This is a genomic window from Flavonifractor sp. An91, assembly GCF_002159225.1.
GTDB classification, from domain to species: domain Bacteria; phylum Bacillota; class Clostridia; order Oscillospirales; family Oscillospiraceae; genus Flavonifractor; species Flavonifractor avicola.
The window spans coordinates 1-21046 of record NZ_NFHA01000042.1; the positions used below are offsets into that span (position 1 = coordinate 1).

The following is a 21046-nucleotide window of genomic DNA, read 5'->3' on the forward strand; positions in this document are numbered from 1 at the left end:
ACCTGAAAGAACGGCGGCTCTATGTGAACGAGCCTGTGGAAAGCGAGGAGGAAAGCTGATGTGCTGTCTCTTTGGAATCATGGACAACAGCGGAAGTCTCACCGGTAAGCAAAAGACCAGGCTTATCCGGGCACTGGCGGCGGAGAGCGAGGTCCGGGGGACGGACGCCGCCGGCATCGCTTACAACAGCGGCGGCAGGCTCCAGATCTGCAAGGGTCCAGGCCCCGCCCGCAAGCACCGCTTCTTCGTGCCGGGAGACGCCAGAGTGGTAATGGGCCATACCCGCATGACGACCCAGGGGGACGCGAAATACCCTCAGAATAACCATCCCTTTGCGGGAAAGGTGGGCAGGCTGCACTTTGCCTTAGCCCACAATGGGGTGCTGTACAACGACAAGAGCCTGCGCAAGAGTAAGAAGCTGCCCCAGACCCACATTCAGACGGACAGCTATGTGGCGGTGCAGCTGCTGGAGCAACAGGGAGCCCTCACACCGGACAGCCTGAGCGAGATGGCTGAGACGGTGGAGGGCTCCTTTGTGTTTACGGTGCTGGACCATAAGGACCGGCTGTACCTGGTGAAGGGGGATAACCCGCTGACCATCTGGCATTACCCGCGGCTGGGGCTGTACATCTACGCCTCAACCCTGGCCATTCTGCATCAGGCAGTAAACCGCACCTGGCTGGCCGGGGAGCCCTTCCGGGAGGTGCCGCTCTCAGACGGGGAGATCCTGAGATGGGACAAGCATGGCCTTACTACGGCAGGGCACTTTACCATGACCTATCCCATCTATCGCCCATGGCACCCCTGTGCCCGCTCGTATCAGCCGGACCGGAGCTATCTGCGCACCCTCAAGAACATCGCCTCTGCTCTGGGCTATACGCCGGAGGACATCGACGAGCTGCTGGAGGCCGGGTATTCCACCGATGAGATCGAGGAGGAGCTGTACGGCATCCCCGGCTGGCAGGAGTATCGTTAGGGTATACCCCAGTGAGACGGTAAAAAAGAGTCCCAATAGGGTCGGTTTCGGACATTTGAGACGTCTCAGTTGTCCGGCACACCCTATTGGGACTCGTTCTGTCAAATCAGCTTTTCCAGCAGGCCTTCAAAGAGGGACAGGTAGCAGGTCTGGATCCGCCGGAAAATCTGGTCGGCGGTATTCTCATCGTAAATATGGGAGGTCATGTTGCGGTCGTTGAGCAGGCCGATCCATCCGTCGCTGTCGGAGATCAGGCCGTCCGCAAAGGCCTGCCGCATCACCGCCTTGGGGCTGTTCAGATCCACATGGCCCTGGTCCAGCAGCCACTCCCTGGTGGTTTTCCAGGCCAACTCACAGGTGAACTCAAATCGCTGGATGATGCCATCCCGGGCCAGCTGCGGATCGGAAGCGCCCTCGTATCCTGCAAGCCCCTCCTTCAGACGAAGCAGGGCACTCTCAAAATTCGCCCGTTTGATCGTAAACTTGTCCATCAGGATCACTCCGTCCTTTCTCACGTTATCTAACAGCGCCTGGGATGTGTGCTCGTCCACAAAGACCACATCAATCTTATGGAGGCTGGGAAGGTCATCCACAGCATTCAGCAGTTGAGGCTGACAGGCAGCCGGGACTCCCCAGAGGGCAAAGTCGTAGTCGCTGTCCGGGCGAAAATCACCTCTGGCCCGGGAGCCAAACAGGCACAGCCGCTGGGCATGATAGCGCTCCGCTACCGCTTTCATCTCTTCTACCAGGTGATCCATCCGGCCCCCTCCTCTGCGTTTGTGCTCCTCTATCTTAGCACAGACAAGCGCACACAACAATACAAGAAAAGTATACCACAGAATAAAACAGAGATCATGTTGAAGGGAGAACGATCCCACTATGAAAATCGGATATATCAGAGTAAGCACCCAGGAGCAAAGCACCCTGCGTCAGGAGGTACTGATGGAAACGCTGGGTGTGGAGCAAATCTACATCGATAAGGTAAGCGGCAAAAATGCTGAGCGGCCCCAACTGAAAGAGATGATGTCCTACGTCCGCCGGGGAGATACTGTCATTGTGGAGTCCATCAGCCGCTTCGCCCGCAACACGAAAGATCTGCTGGAGCTGGTGGAGCAGCTGGCCGTCAAGGAGGTGGTCTTTATCTCCCAGAAGGAGGCCATCGACACCGCCACGCCCACCGGAAAATTCATGCTTACCGTTTTTGGTGCGGTGGCCGAGCTGGAGCGGGCGTACCTCCTCCAGCGCCAGCGGGAGGGCATTGAGATTGCCAAGACTCAGGGGAAATACAAGGGGCGAAAGCCCATTCAGCCGGCTGATCTTGATGCTGTAGTCGATCAATGGCGCGCCGGCCACATCACAGCTGTACAGGCTATGAAGAAACTGGGGATGAGCAAGGCGACCTTTTACCGGCGCATAAAATGGATTGGAGCCAAAAAGAAATCCGGGAAAAAACCCGGATATCCCGGATTTCCCGGATTTTCTGGATAGCTTACTTGATTTGGCGCTGCAAAATAACTTCCAATTCAGATTTAAGTTTCTCGGCAAGTGTTTCCCGCAGCAATGATAACGCCAGATATTCTACGATACAAGGGCGAAGATAATTTTGCATATCTTGATTGCTGACATCAGGAAGGTTATCTGGCAAACGGAAGTTTGCAATACGCATTGCCGGATTCTCTCGGTGAAGCAGATAGTCTTCACCGGGAAAACGCTTTTCTGAGAGTGTGCTCATTTCGCGCAGCGTGTTCACATACAGGGCCTTACGCGCTTGGGCATCTGCCTCTTGTTCGGCGGCTTTGCGTAGAACCCTTCTTTTCAACGCCCTCTGTTCTTTTGCAAGAAAATTTTGATGAGTCATGAGCCAGTCTCGTATCTGCAAATGGATCTTAACGCAGCCCCTTTTGTTGTATTCTTTTCTCTGCGGCCAAAACCAGGGATATGACTTCAAGATGGCTGGATCGAAAGAGATTTGTTTGTCTGCATATAAGCAAACGGCTTGGTAGGCTTTCATCACAGGTAATTCTAAAAATTCTGGATCCTGAATCTGATTCAAAGGATAGTTTGTCAGTATTAGGAAGAGTTCCCGTTGTAGGGCACAGGATATTTCATCAGTAGGGACTACACACTGCAGTGCAGTAAGAAGTTCACGATAATTATTAAGGTTTTGCTCCCCAAAATTGAGCTGTGAAAGATCAAATCCGCGGATGCACTGATCCCATTTTGTGTCTGCAAGTAGATGCCGCCCTTTGGTCAGATAGAGAAACCAGACAAGTGCAGAGATTTGGTACCCTGTGTCCTGCTGCTTATCAATATCAGATAATTGTTGAAAGAGAAGCGTGGCGATCTCACAGGTATGCGCAAAGTCCTCTTTATTTGCATGATTTGAAGATCTGAGAGACTTTTTTAACTGATTTCTTATAAAAAGCGGCAGCGGCTGGGAGAGTTCGGGTTGATTTTCATCGTGATCAAAGCAAAAGCCCTGCTGCAAAAGATGTTCTATTATAGCTTTCAGTTTGACCAGTTGGGTCAAGCGAAGATTGGGAAGGACAGCTTTTTTTAAGACTGTTTTTGCTCGACGCATCTCTTGATATCGCCGCCAGATCGTTTTGTTGATATCAGGATAATATTTGGGTGCTCTGCTTGTGATGCGAGCCCACCAATACTCGGCAGCCAGATAACCGGGGAGCCAGAGACGTACCGCGGATTCATACTGGATATCAGTAAGCGGCTCTTCCATAAACTGGTTTAATACGGTCCTGGCATCCTTGTCAAAGAGATAGTACCTTTCCTCTTTGTCGCGCCGAAATACTTCGCTGACAGTTTTGTGCTGCGCGTTACACTGCTTGACTAAATTTACAACCAATTCCAGTGCCCATTTGAGGGGGATATCAGGATATATATTCCGTATGGAATGCCATGTCCTGGTAACATAATCTATATTTCTGACTATGTCAGGATCCATTTTGACATTCATCTCGCGCAGGATCTCTTTTGTTTTGGAATAGCAATATCGCTTGGAAAAATGTTCTCTGAGTTTTGTATTGGCGTAACAGTCCATATTGTGATAGGCCAAATTATTTTCTGACGTAACAAGACGTTCTCTGTCATCAGCATAAAGGATCCCGTCTTCACTTAAGAAAGTGAGATATGCATCAATCTGCTCCTCAAATGAACTGTTTGTACAATCTCTCGACCATCGTTCAAAAGAAAGTAATTTATCACGTAACGGAGCCTTCTGCTTGATTTGTTTGGGAAAGTTACGGATCAGAGCATAGACCTTTTTGTAGCGAGAATCCGTTTGAGGAATTAGCGTATTATTCAGCATTGTCTGTGCCCTGGCCGACGGTGTTAGTCTTCTCATTGCCATAAAACCCATCCTAACCTCTGCTGCACATATAGCGACTGCCGGAATATGCAACTTAAAAAAAGAAAATATTTTTACATAAAAAATGTTTCGTTTTTATGATCTCCTGTTTGCAAATGCGCCATTAAGAGCCGATTTAATTACGATACGGGAAAATAAAAAAGAAACGCAACGATGTTCCAATAAATACCAAATGATAAGTGAGTCGCTATAAAGAGTCTAAAGAAATGAAAAATGCAATTATATAGAGAAAAATGAAACAATTTTTAGTTTTATGTGCTCATGTTTGCAAATTCGAGCTTTTGGGGGAAATTCGATACAATTGGGGTGGATCAAACAGAAAGGAGCAGATGCTATGTTCAAAGGTTTTACGACAGAGAAGCAGACTACTACATCAGCCAGTTCAGATGCGAAGGTAATGCGGCCCGGCGTCGAGTGGGGGACGATGACAGAATTTAAGCAAACAAAAAAGCGGAAAAAGAAGGCGAAGAAGAAAAGGAAGGTGAAGAAGGAAAAGAAGGCATCGAACAACGCTGAAATCAACCAGGAACTGATCCCGGTTCTTTACCAAGCCATCGCCGGGATGGACCGCGCCAATCAGAGGCTGTGCGAGCTGCTGGAGCGGTCCAGGGAATCTACAGCGGACAACAGAGCGTGGGTCTGGAGCAAGGGCGAGATTATTTGTTTGCGCCGCAAACTTCTCCCCGATTAGGAGGTAATTTTATGAGTGGTATGGGAATATATCGTGACGGTAAACGGCTATGCAATTTTGAAGTTGCGGTCACCCAGATCTATCGATGGGCAGATGGGCCCAACTGTGGCGCGCTGGCATTCATCGACCTTCATCTGCGCTCGGATGCAGGTTGCTATCAGGAGCGGGTTCCGGCGGAGTGCATCGGCAAGCTGGAGTTTCTGAAGCGGCATCCCGATCTCTGCCTCTACCAGCGCCGTTACCGGGATAGCCTGTCCGCCTGCCTCTCTGAACGTCTGTCAGAATATCTTCAAAGGAACACAGGGGGGCTGGCATTTTGCCAGACAGGGCTGCACCGGTTGGAAAAGGGGGCCGTATTCGTAGCCGGGAACCGGGTGATCGGAGGATGTGAGGTAGACGCAATCTTTTCACAGGATATTGCCCGTCTGCACTTGGAGCCGGCCCGGTATGAATCAGGACGGCAGGCAGAGGAACTGCTGGAGCGCCTCCAGGCCAACGACCCATTCGTTACCACCCCTGTGTTCGCATTTGGAATTCTGACCGCACTCCAGAGCCTGGTTCTGGAGTGCGGGATCCCGCTGGCCAGTGTGCTCTACATCAGCGGACGGTCTGGGTTGGGAAAAACAGAAACTGTAAAGCGCTTTTTCGCAGTGTACGACCAGGACAATACCGGCCGTCCTGCGCTGATTACCGAAGCGGGTAGCACCATGGCTGGCTTTCGGGAAAACCTGCGAGCGGCCCGGGATCTGCCTGTCGTGCTGGACGATCTGTGCCTCTCAACGGGAAAGGATTCTCAGCGCAAGCGGTTGCAAACCGGCGCGCAAGTCATCCGGGAGGCCGCCAACAAGGGTGCCGTACGGACCAAAGCGGGCGAACACGGGATGCTTCCTTCCACTGAGGCTGGGGTAGCCATCACCGCGGAGTTTGATATGCAGACGGTTTCGGATGTGACCCGTTGTATTATTGTGTCCCTGGACCATCCCATGAAAGGCGGGCGGACGGATGACCGCAGCATTGCCGCAGGGGCTTTGTCAGCCTTTCTGGAATGGTTTCTTCCCCGGTATGAGCAGGAGGCACAGCTGCTGCGGGAGCGTTACCAAGCCACAACAGAAAACAAGCGGCTGGATCGGTTGGCTACCGGGCAGTTCTGCCTGCAGTGGGCCTTTGAGCGTTTCATGCGCTTTGCAGTAGAGACGGGGGCGACAGACGAAACCTGCTACAAAGAGACAATCAGGTTCTTTGATCGGACACTCAAGATATGGAACAAAAAGCAAAAGCAGATCCTTGACCGCATCGAATCCGCCATTATCAAGGAATCCATCCCATGTCTGTTATGGAAGGGAATCCAGAAAAAAATAATTCCTGTGCACCAAAAACTGAAAAAGCTGGAGGAGGGCTATGCTGTTATCCGAGGTCAGGACCTGTTTCTCCCGCCCGGCGTGGCAGAATGGTTCATCTCGGTGCAGAATGGATATCGGGGGATCAACCGGAATAGGATAGGGAGAGCGCTAAAGCTTGCCGGGGTGCTGGTCACACACGAGAGTGACAAGGCCAACACCGTGAAGCCGGCGCAAGGATTCCACAGAGTGTACCATATCCGGCTGGACCAGCTGGAAAAAGCGGCATTATTTGAGACAGGAGGGAATGGTTTTGAAAATAGTACATCTGCATCCACATTCAGAGGGTTCTGAGGACCAGCGCATCGCTGCCCTGCTGGAAGTCTACCGTGCCTGCATCGCGGCATTGCGCAGGCGGCGGGCAATTTAAAGGAGCGGCTTTTACATCACGGGATAAAAGGAGGTGTCCGCTCTGGACGCGATCTATGCCCGGCAGTCCGTGGACAAAGCGGACAGCCTCTCTATCCAGGGGCAAATTGATCTGTGCCGTCAAAAGGCGGGAGAAGAGGTCCAGATCTATCAGGATAAGGGATATTCCGGCAAGAATACCAATCGCCCGGCCTTCCAACGCATGATGGAGGATGTGGAACGGGGCCTGATCCAAAAGATCATTGTCTACCGGCTGGACCGGTTCTCCCGCTCCATTGCCGACTTCGGGCGGCTGTGGGAGCTCTTGAAGCGGCACGGCGTGGAGTTTGTCTCCATCAACGAGACCTTTGATACTTCCACTCCCATGGGGCGGGCCATGCTGAACATCATCATGGTCTTTGCCCAACTGGAGCGGGAGACTACCGCCCAGCGGGTGCGGGACAACTATTATCAGCGGGCCAAGCTGGGTGCCTGGCCCGGCGGTCCCGCACCCTATGGGTTTGAGATCGGCAAGCTGCCGGGGCCGGATGGAAACCTGCTCCCCGGCCTGCTGCCCAATGAACAGGCGCCCGTGGTGGAGCGGATCTTTCAGGACTATGCCATGGAGGGAGCAAGCCTGGGCAGTGTGGCCCGGGCTCTGAATGCGGACGGTATCCCGGCTCCAAAACGGGCCGTGTGGGACAACGTATCCTTGTCCCGGATTTTACATAGTCCGGTATATGTCATGGCAGACGAGGATGTCTACCTCTACTATCAAGGGAAGGGACTCAATTTCGCCAACCGGCTGGAGGAGTTCGACGGTCTCCACGCCGGCATGGTGGTGGGCAAGCGGGACCGGAGTGCCGGCAAGTACCAGGACCTGAAAGAGCAGCACTTTTCCCTGTCCACCCATTACGGGCTGATCCCGTCCGCCCTGTGGCTCCAATGCCAGTACAAGCTGGACGCCAACCGGCAGCTGGGCGGTGCAGGGCGTGGAAAGCACACCTGGCTGTCCGGACTGCTGAAATGCGGCTGCTGCGGGTACAGCGTCAAAGTAAACCGGGACAGAGATAAATATTATCTGATCTGCAGCGGGCGTTCCAACCTGGGTCTTTGTGACGCATCCATCCGGGTGGATCTTCGGGAGCTGGAGGCCTGTGTGGAAGCGGAGCTGGAAAAGCTGCTGGCGGAATGTCCGGATACGGAAGCCGGTCCGGCAGAGGACCGGGAGGCGGCCCAGGCTCTGGCACAGATCGATCAGAAAATCGAACGGCTCATATCCGCGCTGGCCGAGAGCAGCGATTTGACCATGCCCTACATCAACCGGACCATTGAAAAGCTGGAGAGGCAGCGGGGGGAACTGCTGGAACGTCAGAGCAAGCTGCATAAGGCGTCGAGGGCAAAGCCGGAGCATCTGAGATTTGGTCCTCTGACCTTCGAGCAGAAAAAACTGGTAGCAGCCCAGTTCATAGGGGAGATCCGCCTGTCAGGCGAGAAGGCGGAGGTAATCTGGAGGGTATAAGTGTCCCTGTGCAAAGCAGGACATCTTATACCCTCTGATTTTTTGTCTGCCTGGAGTGGGGGCTCCACGCATCTTACATGGTACGGGTAATACCCTCACACACCAGCTCCAGGCTTTCGATGGCTACCTCCTTGCTGGTGGAGTTGAAGTCTGGGGCGGTGTACTTGGTGGGCCAGGCCTTTTTCAGCTGCCAGGACGCGGAGTCCTTCCCCTCGTCGTCCACCAGGGTGATCACAACCGTTTTGCGGTTGATAGTGTTGTTTTGCACTTCGGTCATCCAGTTTATAAAGGCCAGGGAGTCGGTGGTACCACGCTTCAGGGTGACGTTGGAATACTTCAGAATGCCGGGGGTCTTGCGTGCCGGATTCATCTGCCGGTACTCCATGGGGTCGGCGGCAATGTCGGGGGAGGAGACTTCGGAAAATCCGGCCTCCTCTGTCTCGTCAATGGTTACCCTATAGTTGTATTTTTTGAATGGAGAGATAATATACGCCATCATTTTATTCCTCCTCAGCAGTGCTGGGTGTTGATTTGGGTGCGCTGGGTGATGCGGAAGACCACAAATTCAGACGGGCGCACCGGAGCCACACCAATCTCACAGATGAGCTGCCCGTTGAGAATATCGTTCTGAGTCATGGTATCGGTGCCTACGTTGACATAGTAGGCCTGGTCCGGCATGGAACCGGCCAGGGATCCGTTGCGGCGCTGGGCCTCCAGGAACATGGTGATGGTGCCCTTTACCCTGGTCCACAGGCTCTCGTCGTTGAGCTCAGAGGCCACCCAGTTGGTATGGGCCCGGATGGACTGCTCCAGAAAGAAGAAGAGACGCCGCACGTTGACGTACTTCCATTTGCCGTCGTTGGAGCAGGTGCGGGCGCCCCATAACCGGGTGCCCTGGCCGGGAATGGAGCGGATCAGGTTAATCCCGATGGGGTTGAGCTTGGCCTGCTCGGCGGTATTGTAGTTGGCGCTTAGACCGGTACAGCCCCGCACCACCTCGTTTGCCGGGGCCTTGTGCACCCCGCGCTGGGTATCGCTGCGGGCATAGATGCCGCACACAGCGCCGGAGGGGGGCTGGAGAACGGACTGGTTGCACAGGGGGTCAAACACCTTGATCCAGGGGGCATACATGGCGGCATAGGAGCTGTCATAAACGCTGCGGAAGGCTGTCAGACTGGCGATATTCACCTTGTCCTGGGGGGTGTCCAGCACTGCCAGGCGATTGCCCATGGTCTCGCAGTGGGCAATAAGGGCGGCCTGCACATCCTGCTCGGTCACACCGGGAATGGCCATGATATTCACATCGAACAGCTCGGTAAAGGCGGCCAGACCGGTGGGCTGGCCGGGGATGGCGGCGCTTCCCTTATACAGACTGGCGGCTGGATTGGACAGGGTTCCGTCAGTGCCGCCGGACAGTTGGAGGGTCAGACTGTTGTCCGTTTCGCCCAGACTGGCCAGGGGGGCGCTCTGGCTGTCCTTCTGGCTCTGATCTGCCGGCTCCGCCGTTACCGACACCAGCTGGGATAGCTGCAGCCGGGTTATCAAGTAGTCGGAAGAGTCTGGATTGAGGGTGCAGCCGGAATAGGTTTCGGTTATGCTGCCGTGACTCACCACGACGTTCAGGACGGGGAGCTCCGCGGTGCAGGCGTCATCCGCTTTGCCGGCCACCGACTGAACCTGGCTTTTGCTCTTGCTGTCGGCTGTTATTACAATGCTCAGCTGGTTGCCCCATTCACCGGGATCCTTGGCGGTAAAGGTAAAGCGGCCCTGGGTGACCGTTGCCCGGGTGCTGTCCTCGGGTACCACCCGCATTACATAGCAGGTGTTGCCTCCGTTGGTTAAAGAAGTGCTCTACCGCATTGGGAAGGAACCGGTTGCTGCCGTACCGCTGAGGAGAGAGATAGGAGCCGAACCGGCGCTGGTATTCGGCAAAGCTGGTAATGAGCACAGGAGTTCCCGCAGTGGGTCCCTTTTCCGCCAGACCGATAAATCCCGCGGTACTGGTGCCGACACCCCCCATGAGCGTGGCACCCCAAGTCAGATATTCTGCCATATGTGTCCCTTCTTTCTACGCACACACCGGAATAGAGACACTGCTATCCTGCATTTATAGTTGTTTCCATTATAATCCGGTCGAAAAATATTGACAATCATTTTCTGAGCTGCTGTCTCCGCTTGACGCCATGTGACCTCTGTACGCGGTCGAATTTTGGCGATTTAGTTGGTCATAAATAAGCGGTCAAAAATATTCACAGGATATTGGTAGTTAGCTAAACCCAACTGTTTGTGTAAAAAGTGAGACTTTTTTCGCTGTTTTTTTATCTTTAGAATATTGCAAGGAGAATACAATATCGGTATAATTAGGGAGGTATTATAATGTCGCAGGTGGTATTTCTGTAAGTGTTTTGGTCGGATTTGGGTGTATGAGACGGCTGCTGAAAGAGAGTCCTGAGCAAGGTGCAGTAAGCCTTATTTTCATGCATAAAAACAGAATCGACATAAGAAACCGACCCACTGCCATCTATGAGCTGTGGGTCGATTTGCTGCGTACAACTATTGTTTTACAGGAGAGAGGATAAATGAAGCCTTTTGAGAAAAAAGTTTGGCTTTCCACCCCTACCATGCATGGGGAGGAACTGAACTATGTGACCCAGGCCTATGAGAGCAACTGGATGTCTACAGTTGGAGAGAATATCAATGAAGTGGAGCGGCTGACCTGCGAAAAGGTGGGATGCAAGTATGCTGTAGCGCTTTCAGCAGGAACGGCCGCCCTTCATCTGTGCGTAAAGCTGGCTGGAGTAAAGCCGGGCGATACCGTGTTTTGCTCTGACATGACGTTTGGGGCTACGGTCAACCCGGTGGTATATGAGGGCGGTGTACCGGTCTTTATCGACACCGAGCGGGATACCTGGAATATGGACCCGGTGGCGCTGGAAAAGGCCTTTGAGCTTTATCCCCAGACCAAAGTGGTGGTGGTGGCCAACCTGTATGGCACGCCGGCAAAGCTGGACGAGATTCGCGCCATCTGTGATGCTCATGGAGCGGTGTTGATTGAGGATGCTGCCGAATCTCTGGGCGCTACTTATAAAGGGGTACAGACCGGAACGTTTGGTATGTATAACGCGATTTCCTTTAATGGGAACAAGATTATCACCGGCAGCTCCGGTGGTATGCTGTTGACTGATGATCTGGAGGCGGCCAACAAGGCGCGGAAGTGGTCCACCCAGAGCCGGGAGAATGCTCCTTGGTACCAGCATGAGGAACTGGGCTACAACTACCGCATGAGCAACGTGATCGCCGGTGTTGTGCGGGGCCAGTATCCGCACCTGGAGGAGCATATTGCCCAGAAGAAAGCCATTTATATGCGCTATCAGGAGGGGCTGAAGGATCTGCCTGTTACCATGAATCCCTACGATGGGGAGAACTCTGAGCCCAACTTCTGGCTGTCCTGCCTGCTGATCGACCGGGAGGCCATGTGCCGCCAGGTGAGGGGTGAGACGGATGCTCTGTATATCAGCGAACCCGGCAAGAGCTGTCCCACAGAGATTCTGGAAACGCTGGCTAAGTATAATGCCGAGGGCCGTCCCATCTGGAAGCCCATGCATATGCAGCCCATCTATCGGATGAACGGCTTTGTGACCCGGCAGGGGAATGGCCGGGCTCGTACCAATGCCTATATTGCCGGCGGCGTGGAAGATGTGGGAGCGGATATTTTCCAGCGGGGATTGTGCCTGCCCAGCGACAATAAGATGACGGTTGAGGAGCAGGATGCGATCATTGAGATGATCCGCAGCTGCTTTATGTGACCGAGGGGGAAGAAGATTGAAGACCAAGCATAAGCCTTATGGCCCTTATGAGCGTTTTATTAAGAGGCCCATTGATATTTTTTGCGCTTTGGCAGCCATTATTGTGTTTTGTTGGCTGTACGTCATTGTGGCCATCCTGGTGCGGGTCAAACTGGGCAGCCCGGTGCTGTTCACCCAGGATCGGCCCGGAAAGGATGAGAAGATCTTCAAGCTGTATAAATTCCGCACCATGACAGATGCGCGGGATGAGCATGGCAACCAGCTGCCCGATGATGTTCGGCTGACCAAATTTGGAAAACTGCTGCGCGCTACCAGCTTGGACGAGCTTCCCGAGGCGTTCAATATCCTCAAGGGAGATATGAGCGTAATCGGCCCCAGACCTCTGCTGGTGAAATATCTGCCTCTTTACAATGAGGAGCAGCGCCGCCGCCATGAGGTGCGCCCCGGTCTGTCTGGTTATGCCCAGGTTAATGGGCGAAATGCCGTGTCGTGGGAGGAAAAGTTTAAATTAGATGTAGAATATGTGGACCATATTACATTTTTAGGGGATGTACATATTATTTTCAGCACCGTTATGAAGGCATTTGTCAAGCGTGAAGGAATCAGCTCTGAGACCGCTGCTACCATGGAAGAGTTTAGAGGAACTGCGGTGAAACAATGAAGAAATTGGGAATTATCGGGGCAAGCGGCCATGGAAAGGTAGTGGCTGATATTGCAAAAAAAATGGGTTGCTACCAGGAAATTGTTTTCTTTGATGATAATGCTGATAGAGTGCAGTGCGGAGATTATCCTGTTGCGGGTAAAAGTCAAGATATTTTCCACTTTGAATGTGATGGGTTTGTTGCTATTGGGAATGCTCTGGTGCGGCAAAGACTCCAAGAAGAGATGGAAAAACGGGGAATACATGTTCCGGTCTTGATTCACCCAGCCGCTGTTGTGGCTGAAGATGTGCAAATATTACCTGGCACTGCAATCATGGCTGGAGCTGTGATCAATCCTGGAAGCGTAATCGGAAAAGGATGTATTGTCAATACCTGCGCATCGGTGGATCATGATAATGTATTAGAAGACTATGTACATGTGGCAGTGGGTGCTCATATAGCTGGAACAGTTCAGATAGGGCATCATACGTGGGTAGGGGCCGGTGCGACCGTAAGCAATAATATAAATATTTGTGCTAACTGTATGATTGGGGCTGGTACTGTGGTGTGTAAATCAATTGTGGAGGAAGGAACCTATGTCGGAGTTCCAGCACGCAAAAAATAAAATATGTTATATTGTGACCATTCCGGTTACGGTTCGGGCTTTTTTTATCCCGCAACTAAAATTTTTGGCTAGGCACGGATATGATGTTTCTGTGATATGCAGTGATGATTGTAAATTGCAGCAGGAGCTGGGAGCTGACATCCATTATATTCCTATCAATATTCCTAGAGGGTTGTCGTTATTGGGATCACTACATGCCATCAAAGACTTACATAATATCATAAAAAAAGGGCGGTTTGATCTTGTGCAATACTCTACGCCAAATGCTGCTTTTTGTGCATCAATAGCTTCAAAATTAGCAGGAATTAAGGTGCGCAATTACCACCTGATGGGATTTCGATATCTGGGTGCAACTGGTATAGGACGAATTATCCTTAAAATAATTGAGAAGATTTCTTGCACATTCTCTACTTCCATTGAATGCGTCAGTCAATCTAACTTGGAGCTTGGAATTCAAGAAAACCTCTTTCCCAGAGAGAAAGCGGTTGTAGTGTGGAATGGTAGCACAGGCGGGGTAGATTTATCCAGATTTGATTGTTCAAAACGAAATGAATGGCGACAACAGATCAGGTCAGAACTAGGTTATGGCGAGGACGACTTTGTGTTTGGATTTGTCGGACGCATTACCCGCGATAAAGGTATTAATGAGATTCTGGAAGCGTTTTCCGCCTGTAAAAGTGAGGCAAAACTGTTATTGGTTGGAGCAGAGGAAGGGCTGGATACGCTCGACCAAACGCTTCTTCAAAATGCGCGCCAAGATCCTAATATTCAATTTCATCATCCAGTGTCCGATGTGGAACGATATTATGCAGCCATAGATATTCTTTTGCTACCTAGTTATAGGGAAGGCTTTGGCAATGTTATTATAGAGGCGGCGGCAGTTGGTACGCCCGCCATCGTAAGTAATATCCCAGGCCCAATTGATGCGATAGAAAAAGATAAAACAGCATACGTCATTCCGCCAAAGGATGTGGCAGCTCTTACAGCTGCAATGAAAAAAAGCATGATAAAATCCAACGGGCTATCTTCTGAATATTGTGCAAATTTTGCGTCAGAGAAATTTGATAGCAAAAAGCTATGTAAAAAAATATTTGACAGAAAGCGAAAGTTGCTATATGGAAATGGATAACAGACATGATATTAGGCTGTCGCCATTTCAACGTATCATACGGGGCCATTTACAGCATTACAATGAGAAAAAATATTGGTGTAGGCGCAACAAGATCGTGTCGGCGGATTGCAAGTTGCCCAAGATCATAAAGTGGTATTATTTATACTATGTAAAGCGTTGTGATGCTATTAATAATGCGACGACAGGAGCACATCTTGGATTTGGCGCCAGATTTGCATCAATCCCTCAATTGCCCCACGGCTTGTATGGTATCGTTGTTTCGCACAATGCTGTAGTTGGGAAAATGTAGTAATATATCATCAGGTTACCATTGGCGAAGGCCGTAATGGTGCGCCAAATATTGGAGATAACGTTCTTATTGGAGCAGGGGCAAAAATAATAGGAAATGTGCGAATTGGGAGCGGTTCAGTGATTGGGGCTGGAGCAGTGGTTACATTTGATGTGCCAGATAATAGCATTGTTCGGGCGGCAAAGGGTACTATTTTAGAAAAGTAAGGAGGATAGAAATGCCACGAGTATCTATCATCATGGGGATCTATAATTGTGCAAATACGCTGCCTGAAGCAATTGAGTCAATCCTTAATCAAACATTTTCCGACTGGGAAATGATTATGTGCGATGATGGTTCTTCGGATGGGACTTATGAAGTTGCAAAAAAGTATGTAACGCAGTACCCGGATAAATTTATACTTCTTCAGAATAAAAAGAATATGGGGCTGAATCATACTCTAAATCGCTGCTTGGCAGTGGCGCGGGGGGAATATATTGCACGTATGGATGGCGATGATACTTCGTTGCCATTGCGTTTTGAACGGGAAGTAGCGTTTTTGGACGAGCATCCTCAATATGCAATTGTCAGTACACCGATGCATTATTTTGATGAAGAGGGTATTTTTAGATCAGGTACTGGAGGAGGGGAACCCAGTATTGAGACTATAGCACGGTCTACGCCATTCTGCCATGCACCTTGTATGGTGCGGGTAGAGGCATACCGGGCAGTAAATGGATATAGTGAAGATCCTAAGCGGCTGCGTGTGGAAGACTGGGATCTGTGGGTGCGTATGTATGAGCGAGGCTACAGAGGATATGTACTAAAAGAGCCTCTTTATATGATGCGTGATGACAGAAATGCCACAGCTCGCAGAAAATTTAGGTATCGAATCAACGAAGCAAGAGTAACTATCTCTGCAATTCGCAGACTACATCTTTCAACTAAAAATTATATTTGGATAGTACGCCCTATAATTGTGGGGCTTTTACCCAAAGGCATTTATAGTGTGCTTCACAAACGGAAGATGAGACAAAACTAATCGAACTAAAATTTGATTCTGTAGTTGGGGAGGAGCCTATGATACCCAAAAAGATACATTACTGCTGGTTTGGCAGGGGAGAAAAGCCCAAGCTTGCGCAAAAGTGTATTGCCAGCTGGAAAAAATATTGCCCTGACTATGAAATTGTGGAATGGAACGAGGACAATTTCGATATTTTTGCCTACCCATATGCGCAGTATTGTTATCAGCAGAAAAAGTGGGCATTTCTTAGTGACTTTGTCCGATTGGTGGTTGTAGAGAAGTATGGAGGAATCTATTTTGACACCGACGTAGAATTAGTAAAAAATCCTGATTTTTTGCTGGAACACGAGGCATTTTATGGGTTTGAAAATCATTCCAATGTAAATACCGGACAAGGATTTGGGGCGGAGGCTCATAGTAAAACAATAAGAGCGATGATGCGCACATATCTTAAACTGGAACCGAGGAAACAAGAATATCCGATGGTTCCTTGTCCTCAGTTAAATACACAGGCGCTGATTCCGTTCGGATTACAGCTTAATGGAGAATTACAAGAAATTGATGGAGCGACCGTCTATTCCGAAGAGTTTTTTAATCCTTTTGAAAATGCAACAGGGCGACTAAAAAGAACGGAACGTACAATTTCTATACACTGGTACTCTAAAAGCTGGATTAGCAAACCGGCGGTCATCAGAGCAAAAATTATGCGTCCAATTCATCGTATTTTTGGGTGCAATCTATTTAGGAAAGCGTAGGAAAAGCTTTATGATTATTTTGCAGGTATGTGCATATACGGCACCATATGGGGGAAACTTTATTGCTTCGCTCCTATCGCTTGATGAGAAATTGAGGAAAAAAGATATTGAAACTAGATACTTATTTCCTGAAAGTGTACGAAATACAGAATGGTGTTTACAGATCCAAAAGAAGGCGATAGTTTATTTTGCGGGGATGAACCGTTTTAGTATAAAAACATATCGGCAAGTAAGAGATGCCATGAAGAATGCAGATATAATCCATTCTCATTTTGAATTGTATGACTGTATTGCAGCTCTGGCGCGTAAAAAAAACCAAAGGCTCTTTTGGCATTTGCATGATTCATTTGATGACGAAATAGATTTACCCCACCGAATAATTAACAAGCTACAATACAAATATTTGAGCCAAAAAGTAACTTTAATTTCGCCTAGTAGACATTATGCAAACCGTGTTGAGGAGTTGGGGTTTGATAACAGCAGAATACGGGAACTGGCCAATTGTATTGATGTCAGGCGGCTCAAGTATGATGGCAGTGTTTTGCCTAAATACGATTTTTTGATATTTGGGGGATTTTATCAAGTTAAGGGATTAGATATCCTATTGAATGCTTGCAGAATATTGAGAAGCAGGTATAGTGGATGGACCGTGGGAATTGTAGGATATGATAGTACATGGGATTGGGTTGATAAAAATTATGCAGATTTAGAAAGCTTCATTCAAAAACTTCCTCCTAGTAAAGATATTAGCGAATACTATAATGAATCGTCGGTGTTTTTGAGCGCCAGCAGAAGAGAATGCTTTTCGTATGCTTTACTAGAAGCACTATATATGGGAAAGCCTGCCATTGTTAGCGAAATACCTGGCAATAAATGGGCTACAAAGTATGAAACAGTACTGACGTTTGCGTGCGAAAATGAAGAAGAACTTGCGCAATGCATGGAACAATATTTAAATAAACGGCATTGGTTTTCTGAGGGGGCTAAAGTGAAAGTCTCTGAAGAGGTGGAGAAAATGTATGGAATAACAAGATGGGTTGAAGAAATGGAGCGGATTTATTTTGAATCCTAAATGTGGTATTACAATTTTTACTCCAACATTTAACAGAGCGACTACTCTGCCCAGGCTTTATGAAAGCCTGGTGCGTCAAAGCTGCGGTGAATTTGAGTGGCTCATAGTTGATGATGGCTCATCAGATGGAACTAAAAAACTTGTCGAAAGCTATATTCAAGAAAATAAAATATCGATTAACTATATCTATAAAGTTAATGGAGGGAAACATACCGCTATAAATGTCGGGCTTAAAAATGCTGCGGGAGAGTATTTTTTTTGTGTAGATTCTGACGACTTTTTAGAAGATAATGCAATATTAGATATAGTAACTTTTATCAAGCAAAAGAATCCTGTTGGAATTATTGCCTATAAAAAAGAAACTGGTCATGAGGATATTATTGGTGCCCCGTTTCCAGATTCTTTAGTAAAAAGTACATTATTTAATCTAATTAACAATTATAAATGCGGTGGAGACAGATCCTTGATCTATAAAACACAGCTGATTCGCCAATTTGTAATACCTGAACCAAAGGGAGTAAAGTTTTTCCCAGAGACATATCTCTATGATTGCTTTGACAATCAATATGAATGTCATCTATTGCCCAAAAGTTTATGTGTGTGCGAATATATGGAAGGAGGCTATTCTGCAAATTTTAGGATGCTAATGATTAATAATGCGGTATCCATGAAATGGTTTTACGGCCACAGAATAGACCTGAAGTGTACATTGGTGCAGCGCTATATATCAGCGTTTAGATATGTTGCGTATAGCTTGCTTTCTCGCTCAAAGGAAGGAAAGTACTGCGGTAAGCACAAAACACTCGTTTGCTTGTCGTACCCCATGGGAGTTGCAATGTATATAGTTTATGCTATTTTTAGGGAAAAGAATAAATAATATGTATACGAATGATAAAAAGTTAAATTTACTTTTAATATTAACTGTTAGCGCACTATGGATAGTTGGATTATCATATGGATCGGGTATTGGCCAATCCTATCATATCTACGAAAGAACAATGCTTATTACCGTAGTTGCATTTATGTGCTTTAGTGTATTAAAAGGTAAATTTAAAAAGATTAATAGAAGCGTATTCTTTGTTGCTGTTTATGTTATTATTCATAATTTATATACTGAAATTAGATACGGTAATACCTATTTTGAATATATATGGCTATATTTGCTTGCTATTTTGTTATCTGAATTTAAAATTTCTAAAAAAAGCATGACTATAATAGGCGTTATTTATGGCGGTTTGGGGTTTTTAATACTAATAGTTGCAAATTATACCGCTATTCTTTCTGGCTGGGATGGAAATAGTATCTCAATGATCGGATTTTTTAGTTATGCCGTTTTTGCCGCCTCAGTGTCTGAAATAAGAGATATAAAAAAAGTATTTGCAATGATTGTATACTCTTTGGTGTATTTTTATTTGCTCGAAAGTTTAAATTCAAGAAGTTCAATATTATTTTCTATTATAATAGTTTTATCGTGTTTTCGCATCATTCCTATGAATAAGATTATTGAAAATAAACGCGCAACTATTGTTCTTTTGCTCATTCCTTTAATTGTGGCTATCTTTATTGTAACTATTCGAAATATGGAATTTATCAACCAACTTAATATTTGGAGCTATAAAACATTTAGCAAGCCTATTTTTAATGGGCGGGATGAAATTTGGTATAGTGGATTTATACGCCTTGGGAAGAATATACTATTTGGCACCGGAACATTAGCAGGAAATTGGCATAATAGTGCGGTGACGGCACTTGTTGGTTGGGGTGTTGTGGGATACACCATATGGCTTGCATGTATCAAAAGTTGCTTTGACAAAGTGCGCAATGCGATGGAAGATGGACTGTTGATAAGCTTAGCTAGCGTATATATTATTGTCTGGATTCATCAAACAGTAGAACTTGGGCTGATTCAAGTACGTGGAAATCCAATCCTTTTTGTTATTTTAGGCCTTCTCTTAGGGCGTGCAAAAATGATGCAAAAACAAATTAACTGAAATTATGTGCAGTAATAGGAAATCTGCGATTTATTATTACAAAAGTGTTCAGTGTATTTAATTATCTCTGATATGTGTACATGTTGTTTATCAAGCAGGCTTTATTCCGCAAATTAATGCTGATTGGAGCGCTCAATATGAAAATAGTAATGCCGACATTTGAAAGAATAGAGTGGATGCCGCCAACAATTACGCTTATTCAAAAGCTATCTGAAATGGGCCATGAAGTGGTATATATTACAATTTACCCCGATAATTATTTGCCTAGCCTTGGGCTGAAGAATGTAAGAAATGTATTTCTATGGCCTAAAGAAATATGGCTTACCAAAAAGATACCTTACATAAAAGGAATATCGGGGCTCTGCTTTAGGGTTGATAATCTTGTAAAAAAAATTATAGCTAGGAAGCTATCTAAAACAATTAAAAAGGAAAAAACAGAAGCAAGTTTACTTTGGGTTGTCAATGAAATGACCGTAATACTTGGGGGAACATCTTTCCTCAAACATGAAAAATATTTGTTTACAATGTATGAAATGCATGAAAAGACATTTCTAAATCGCAAGATTGAACGTGCAGCTCGTAACGCGGCTAGGGTAATTGTGCCAGAGTATAACAGAGCGCATATTATTAAGAGCAGATACTCACTCAATAAGCTGCCTATCGTACTACCGAACAAATCTGATATTAAAATCAATCATATACAGCTTTCACCTGAGGCAAAAGAAGCGGTCGGAAGGATTAAACATGCTCAGTTGCAGGGCAAAAAGGTGATCCTATATATGGGTGGGATCGGACCGGAACGGCCGCTGGAGCCAATTCTTGACATCTGTAAAAATAGTGAGTATAGATTGGCTGTAATGGGACGTGAATCAGAGTATCTGAATCAACTTGAAAAAAAATATGGACATGTGTTTGATTACTTGGGGAGTTATACCCCCCCAATGCATTTGGCTGTTGCTCAATATGCTGATATAGGATTGTTAATGTATGTAAGTATTAATCAGGTTCAGGGGCTAAACGCTCTATTTTGTGCTCCCAACAAAATTTATGAATATACGGGATTGGGCTTGCCTGTTATAGCAAACGATATACCGGGGCTACGTTTTGAGGTATTAAGCAATAAAATAGGTTGTGTTTGTGACTTTGAAGACAGATCTGCCATTTTAAAAGATTTAAATAAAATTAAAAATGACTATGCTCAGTTTTCACAGAATGCAAAAGTATATTATAAGAAAATTGATGTTGCACAAATAATAGATAATATTATTTGCATATTTTGCGAAGAAAATAGGCAATGTTAGCGTCAGGCGATAATCGCCATTCCGGGTCAGGCGAAAAACGCCAATTTTGGTCAACTGAAAACAGCCATTTACAATTTGAATAGTTCCTTTACACTGGAGGCGTAGCCAGCCC

At 47.6% G+C, this 21046-nt stretch carries 19 protein-coding genes; 15 read left to right on the top strand and 4 right to left on the bottom strand.

Going from position 1 to position 21046, the window contains the following annotated elements; translation table 11 throughout:
- Window positions 1-58 precede the first annotated feature (58 nt).
- Window positions 59-976 carry a class II glutamine amidotransferase gene (locus B5G42_RS15700; RefSeq protein ID WP_087272348.1) on the top strand — a complete coding sequence of 306 codons (918 nt, stop codon included), beginning with the start codon at window positions 59-61 and terminating at the stop codon, window positions 974-976.
- 101 nt (window positions 977-1077) lie between these two features.
- Here the strand turns inward: B5G42_RS15700 and B5G42_RS15705 are convergent, their stop codons facing one another.
- Complete coding sequence (locus B5G42_RS15705) at window positions 1078-1734, bottom strand: HI0074 family nucleotidyltransferase substrate-binding subunit (RefSeq protein WP_087272350.1); 657 nt, start codon at window positions 1732-1734, stop codon at window positions 1078-1080.
- Window positions 1735-1855: 121 nt separating this feature from the next.
- Here B5G42_RS15705 and B5G42_RS15710 point away from each other — a divergent pair, with 121 nt between their 5' ends.
- Window positions 1856-2464 carry a recombinase family protein gene (locus B5G42_RS15710; RefSeq protein WP_087272353.1) on the top strand — a complete coding sequence of 203 codons (609 nt, stop codon included), beginning with the start codon at window positions 1856-1858 and terminating at the stop codon, window positions 2462-2464.
- A 1-nt stretch (window position 2465) separates the two neighbouring features.
- On the opposite strand, the gene B5G42_RS15715 is transcribed toward B5G42_RS15710, so the two are convergent.
- Window positions 2466-4343, bottom strand: coding sequence for a hypothetical protein (locus tag B5G42_RS15715; RefSeq protein ID WP_087272355.1), 1878 nt, complete (start codon window positions 4341-4343; stop codon window positions 2466-2468).
- A gap of 352 nt (window positions 4344-4695) precedes the next feature.
- Here B5G42_RS15715 and B5G42_RS15720 point away from each other — a divergent pair, with 352 nt between their 5' ends.
- The 3 genes from B5G42_RS15720 (at window position 4696) to B5G42_RS15730 (ending at window position 8319) form a co-directional block, all read left to right on the top strand.
- A complete protein-coding gene (locus B5G42_RS15720) occupies window positions 4696-5052 on the top strand; it encodes a hypothetical protein (protein WP_087272358.1) in 357 nt (118 codons plus the stop codon).
- Window positions 4995-6743, top strand: a complete 1749-nt coding sequence (locus B5G42_RS15725) for a DUF927 domain-containing protein (protein ID WP_140399871.1) — start codon at window positions 4995-4997, stop codon at window positions 6741-6743. Before B5G42_RS15720 ends, B5G42_RS15725 begins: the two co-directional genes overlap by 58 nt.
- Before the next feature lie 109 nt (window positions 6744-6852).
- Window positions 6853-8319: a recombinase family protein gene (locus B5G42_RS15730; protein WP_087272365.1), complete on the top strand. Its 1467-nt coding sequence runs from the start codon at window positions 6853-6855 to the stop codon at window positions 8317-8319.
- A 73-nt stretch (window positions 8320-8392) separates the two neighbouring features.
- Here B5G42_RS15730 and B5G42_RS15735 read toward each other — a convergent pair whose 3' ends face one another.
- Both B5G42_RS15735 and B5G42_RS15740 read right to left on the bottom strand, forming a co-directional pair.
- Window positions 8393-8818: a phage tail protein gene (locus B5G42_RS15735; protein WP_242961252.1), complete on the bottom strand. Its 426-nt coding sequence runs from the start codon at window positions 8816-8818 to the stop codon at window positions 8393-8395.
- An 11-nt stretch (window positions 8819-8829) separates the two neighbouring features.
- Window positions 8830-10131, bottom strand: a complete 1302-nt coding sequence (locus B5G42_RS15740; RefSeq protein WP_242961253.1) for a phage tail sheath family protein — start codon at window positions 10129-10131, stop codon at window positions 8830-8832.
- Window positions 10132-10898: 767 nt separating this feature from the next.
- Here B5G42_RS15740 and B5G42_RS15745 point away from each other — a divergent pair.
- The 10 genes from B5G42_RS15745 (at window position 10899) to B5G42_RS15795 (ending at window position 20934) form a co-directional block, all read left to right on the top strand.
- Entirely contained in the window at window positions 10899-12125 is a 1227-nt protein-coding gene (locus B5G42_RS15745) for a DegT/DnrJ/EryC1/StrS family aminotransferase (RefSeq protein ID WP_087272367.1), read from the top strand.
- A gap of 16 nt (window positions 12126-12141) precedes the next feature.
- A complete protein-coding gene (locus tag B5G42_RS15750) occupies window positions 12142-12786 on the top strand; it encodes a sugar transferase (protein ID WP_087272370.1) in 645 nt (214 codons plus the stop codon).
- Entirely contained in the window at window positions 12783-13391 is a 609-nt protein-coding gene (locus B5G42_RS15755) for an acetyltransferase (protein ID WP_087272373.1), read from the top strand. Before B5G42_RS15750 ends, B5G42_RS15755 begins: the two co-directional genes overlap by 4 nt.
- Window positions 13363-14520, top strand: coding sequence for a glycosyltransferase family 4 protein (locus tag B5G42_RS15760; protein ID WP_087272376.1), 1158 nt, complete (start codon window positions 13363-13365; stop codon window positions 14518-14520). The genes B5G42_RS15755 and B5G42_RS15760 overlap by 29 nt, the downstream gene beginning before the upstream one ends.
- 509 nt (window positions 14521-15029) lie before the next feature.
- Complete coding sequence (locus tag B5G42_RS15770) at window positions 15030-15833, top strand: glycosyltransferase family 2 protein (RefSeq protein WP_087272382.1); 804 nt, start codon at window positions 15030-15032, stop codon at window positions 15831-15833.
- Window positions 15833-16570: a glycosyltransferase family 32 protein gene (locus tag B5G42_RS15775; protein ID WP_275532455.1), complete on the top strand. Its 738-nt coding sequence runs from the start codon at window positions 15833-15835 to the stop codon at window positions 16568-16570. Before B5G42_RS15770 ends, B5G42_RS15775 begins: the two co-directional genes overlap by 1 nt.
- Before the next feature lie 10 nt (window positions 16571-16580).
- The gene (locus tag B5G42_RS15780; RefSeq protein ID WP_087272389.1) at window positions 16581-17642 is read left to right on the top strand and encodes a glycosyltransferase family 4 protein; all 1062 of its coding nucleotides are present in this window, start codon (window positions 16581-16583) and stop codon (window positions 17640-17642) included.
- The gene (locus B5G42_RS15785; RefSeq protein ID WP_087272391.1) at window positions 17608-18519 is read left to right on the top strand and encodes a glycosyltransferase family 2 protein; all 912 of its coding nucleotides are present in this window, start codon (window positions 17608-17610) and stop codon (window positions 18517-18519) included. The genes B5G42_RS15780 and B5G42_RS15785 overlap by 35 nt, the downstream gene beginning before the upstream one ends.
- Before the next feature lies 1 nt (window position 18520).
- Complete coding sequence (locus B5G42_RS15790) at window positions 18521-19633, top strand: hypothetical protein (RefSeq protein ID WP_087272394.1); 1113 nt, start codon at window positions 18521-18523, stop codon at window positions 19631-19633.
- 137 nt (window positions 19634-19770) lie between these two features.
- A complete protein-coding gene (locus tag B5G42_RS15795) occupies window positions 19771-20934 on the top strand; it encodes a glycosyltransferase family 4 protein (protein ID WP_140399872.1) in 1164 nt (387 codons plus the stop codon).
- The last annotated feature ends 112 nt before the right edge of the window (window positions 20935-21046 follow it).

Bases quoted from the DNA above. Each gene is read 5' to 3' on its own strand.
- B5G42_RS15700 (WP_087272348.1), top strand. From the start codon at position 59: ATGTGCTGTCTCTTTGGAATCATGGACAACAGCGGAAGTCTCACCGGT.
- B5G42_RS15705 (WP_087272350.1), bottom strand. From the start codon at position 1,734: ATGGATCACCTGGTAGAAGAGATGAAAGCGGTAGCGGAGCGCTATCAT.
- B5G42_RS15710 (WP_087272353.1), top strand. From the start codon at position 1,856: ATGAAAATCGGATATATCAGAGTAAGCACCCAGGAGCAAAGCACCCTG.
- B5G42_RS15715 (WP_087272355.1), bottom strand. From the start codon at position 4,343: ATGGCAATGAGAAGACTAACACCGTCGGCCAGGGCACAGACAATGCTG.
- B5G42_RS15720 (WP_087272358.1), top strand. From the start codon at position 4,696: ATGTTCAAAGGTTTTACGACAGAGAAGCAGACTACTACATCAGCCAGT.
- B5G42_RS15735 (WP_242961252.1), bottom strand. From the start codon at position 8,818: ATGATGGCGTATATTATCTCTCCATTCAAAAAATACAACTATAGGGTA.
- B5G42_RS15740 (WP_242961253.1), bottom strand. From the start codon at position 10,131: ATGCGGGTGGTACCCGAGGACAGCACCCGGGCAACGGTCACCCAGGGC.
- B5G42_RS15745 (WP_087272367.1), top strand. From the start codon at position 10,899: ATGAAGCCTTTTGAGAAAAAAGTTTGGCTTTCCACCCCTACCATGCAT.
- B5G42_RS15755 (WP_087272373.1), top strand. From the start codon at position 12,783: ATGAAGAAATTGGGAATTATCGGGGCAAGCGGCCATGGAAAGGTAGTG.
- B5G42_RS15760 (WP_087272376.1), top strand. From the start codon at position 13,363: ATGTCGGAGTTCCAGCACGCAAAAAATAAAATATGTTATATTGTGACC.
- B5G42_RS15770 (WP_087272382.1), top strand. From the start codon at position 15,030: ATGCCACGAGTATCTATCATCATGGGGATCTATAATTGTGCAAATACG.
- B5G42_RS15780 (WP_087272389.1), top strand. From the start codon at position 16,581: ATGATTATTTTGCAGGTATGTGCATATACGGCACCATATGGGGGAAAC.
- B5G42_RS15790 (WP_087272394.1), top strand. From the start codon at position 18,521: ATGTATACGAATGATAAAAAGTTAAATTTACTTTTAATATTAACTGTT.
- B5G42_RS15795 (WP_140399872.1), top strand. From the start codon at position 19,771: ATGAAAATAGTAATGCCGACATTTGAAAGAATAGAGTGGATGCCGCCA.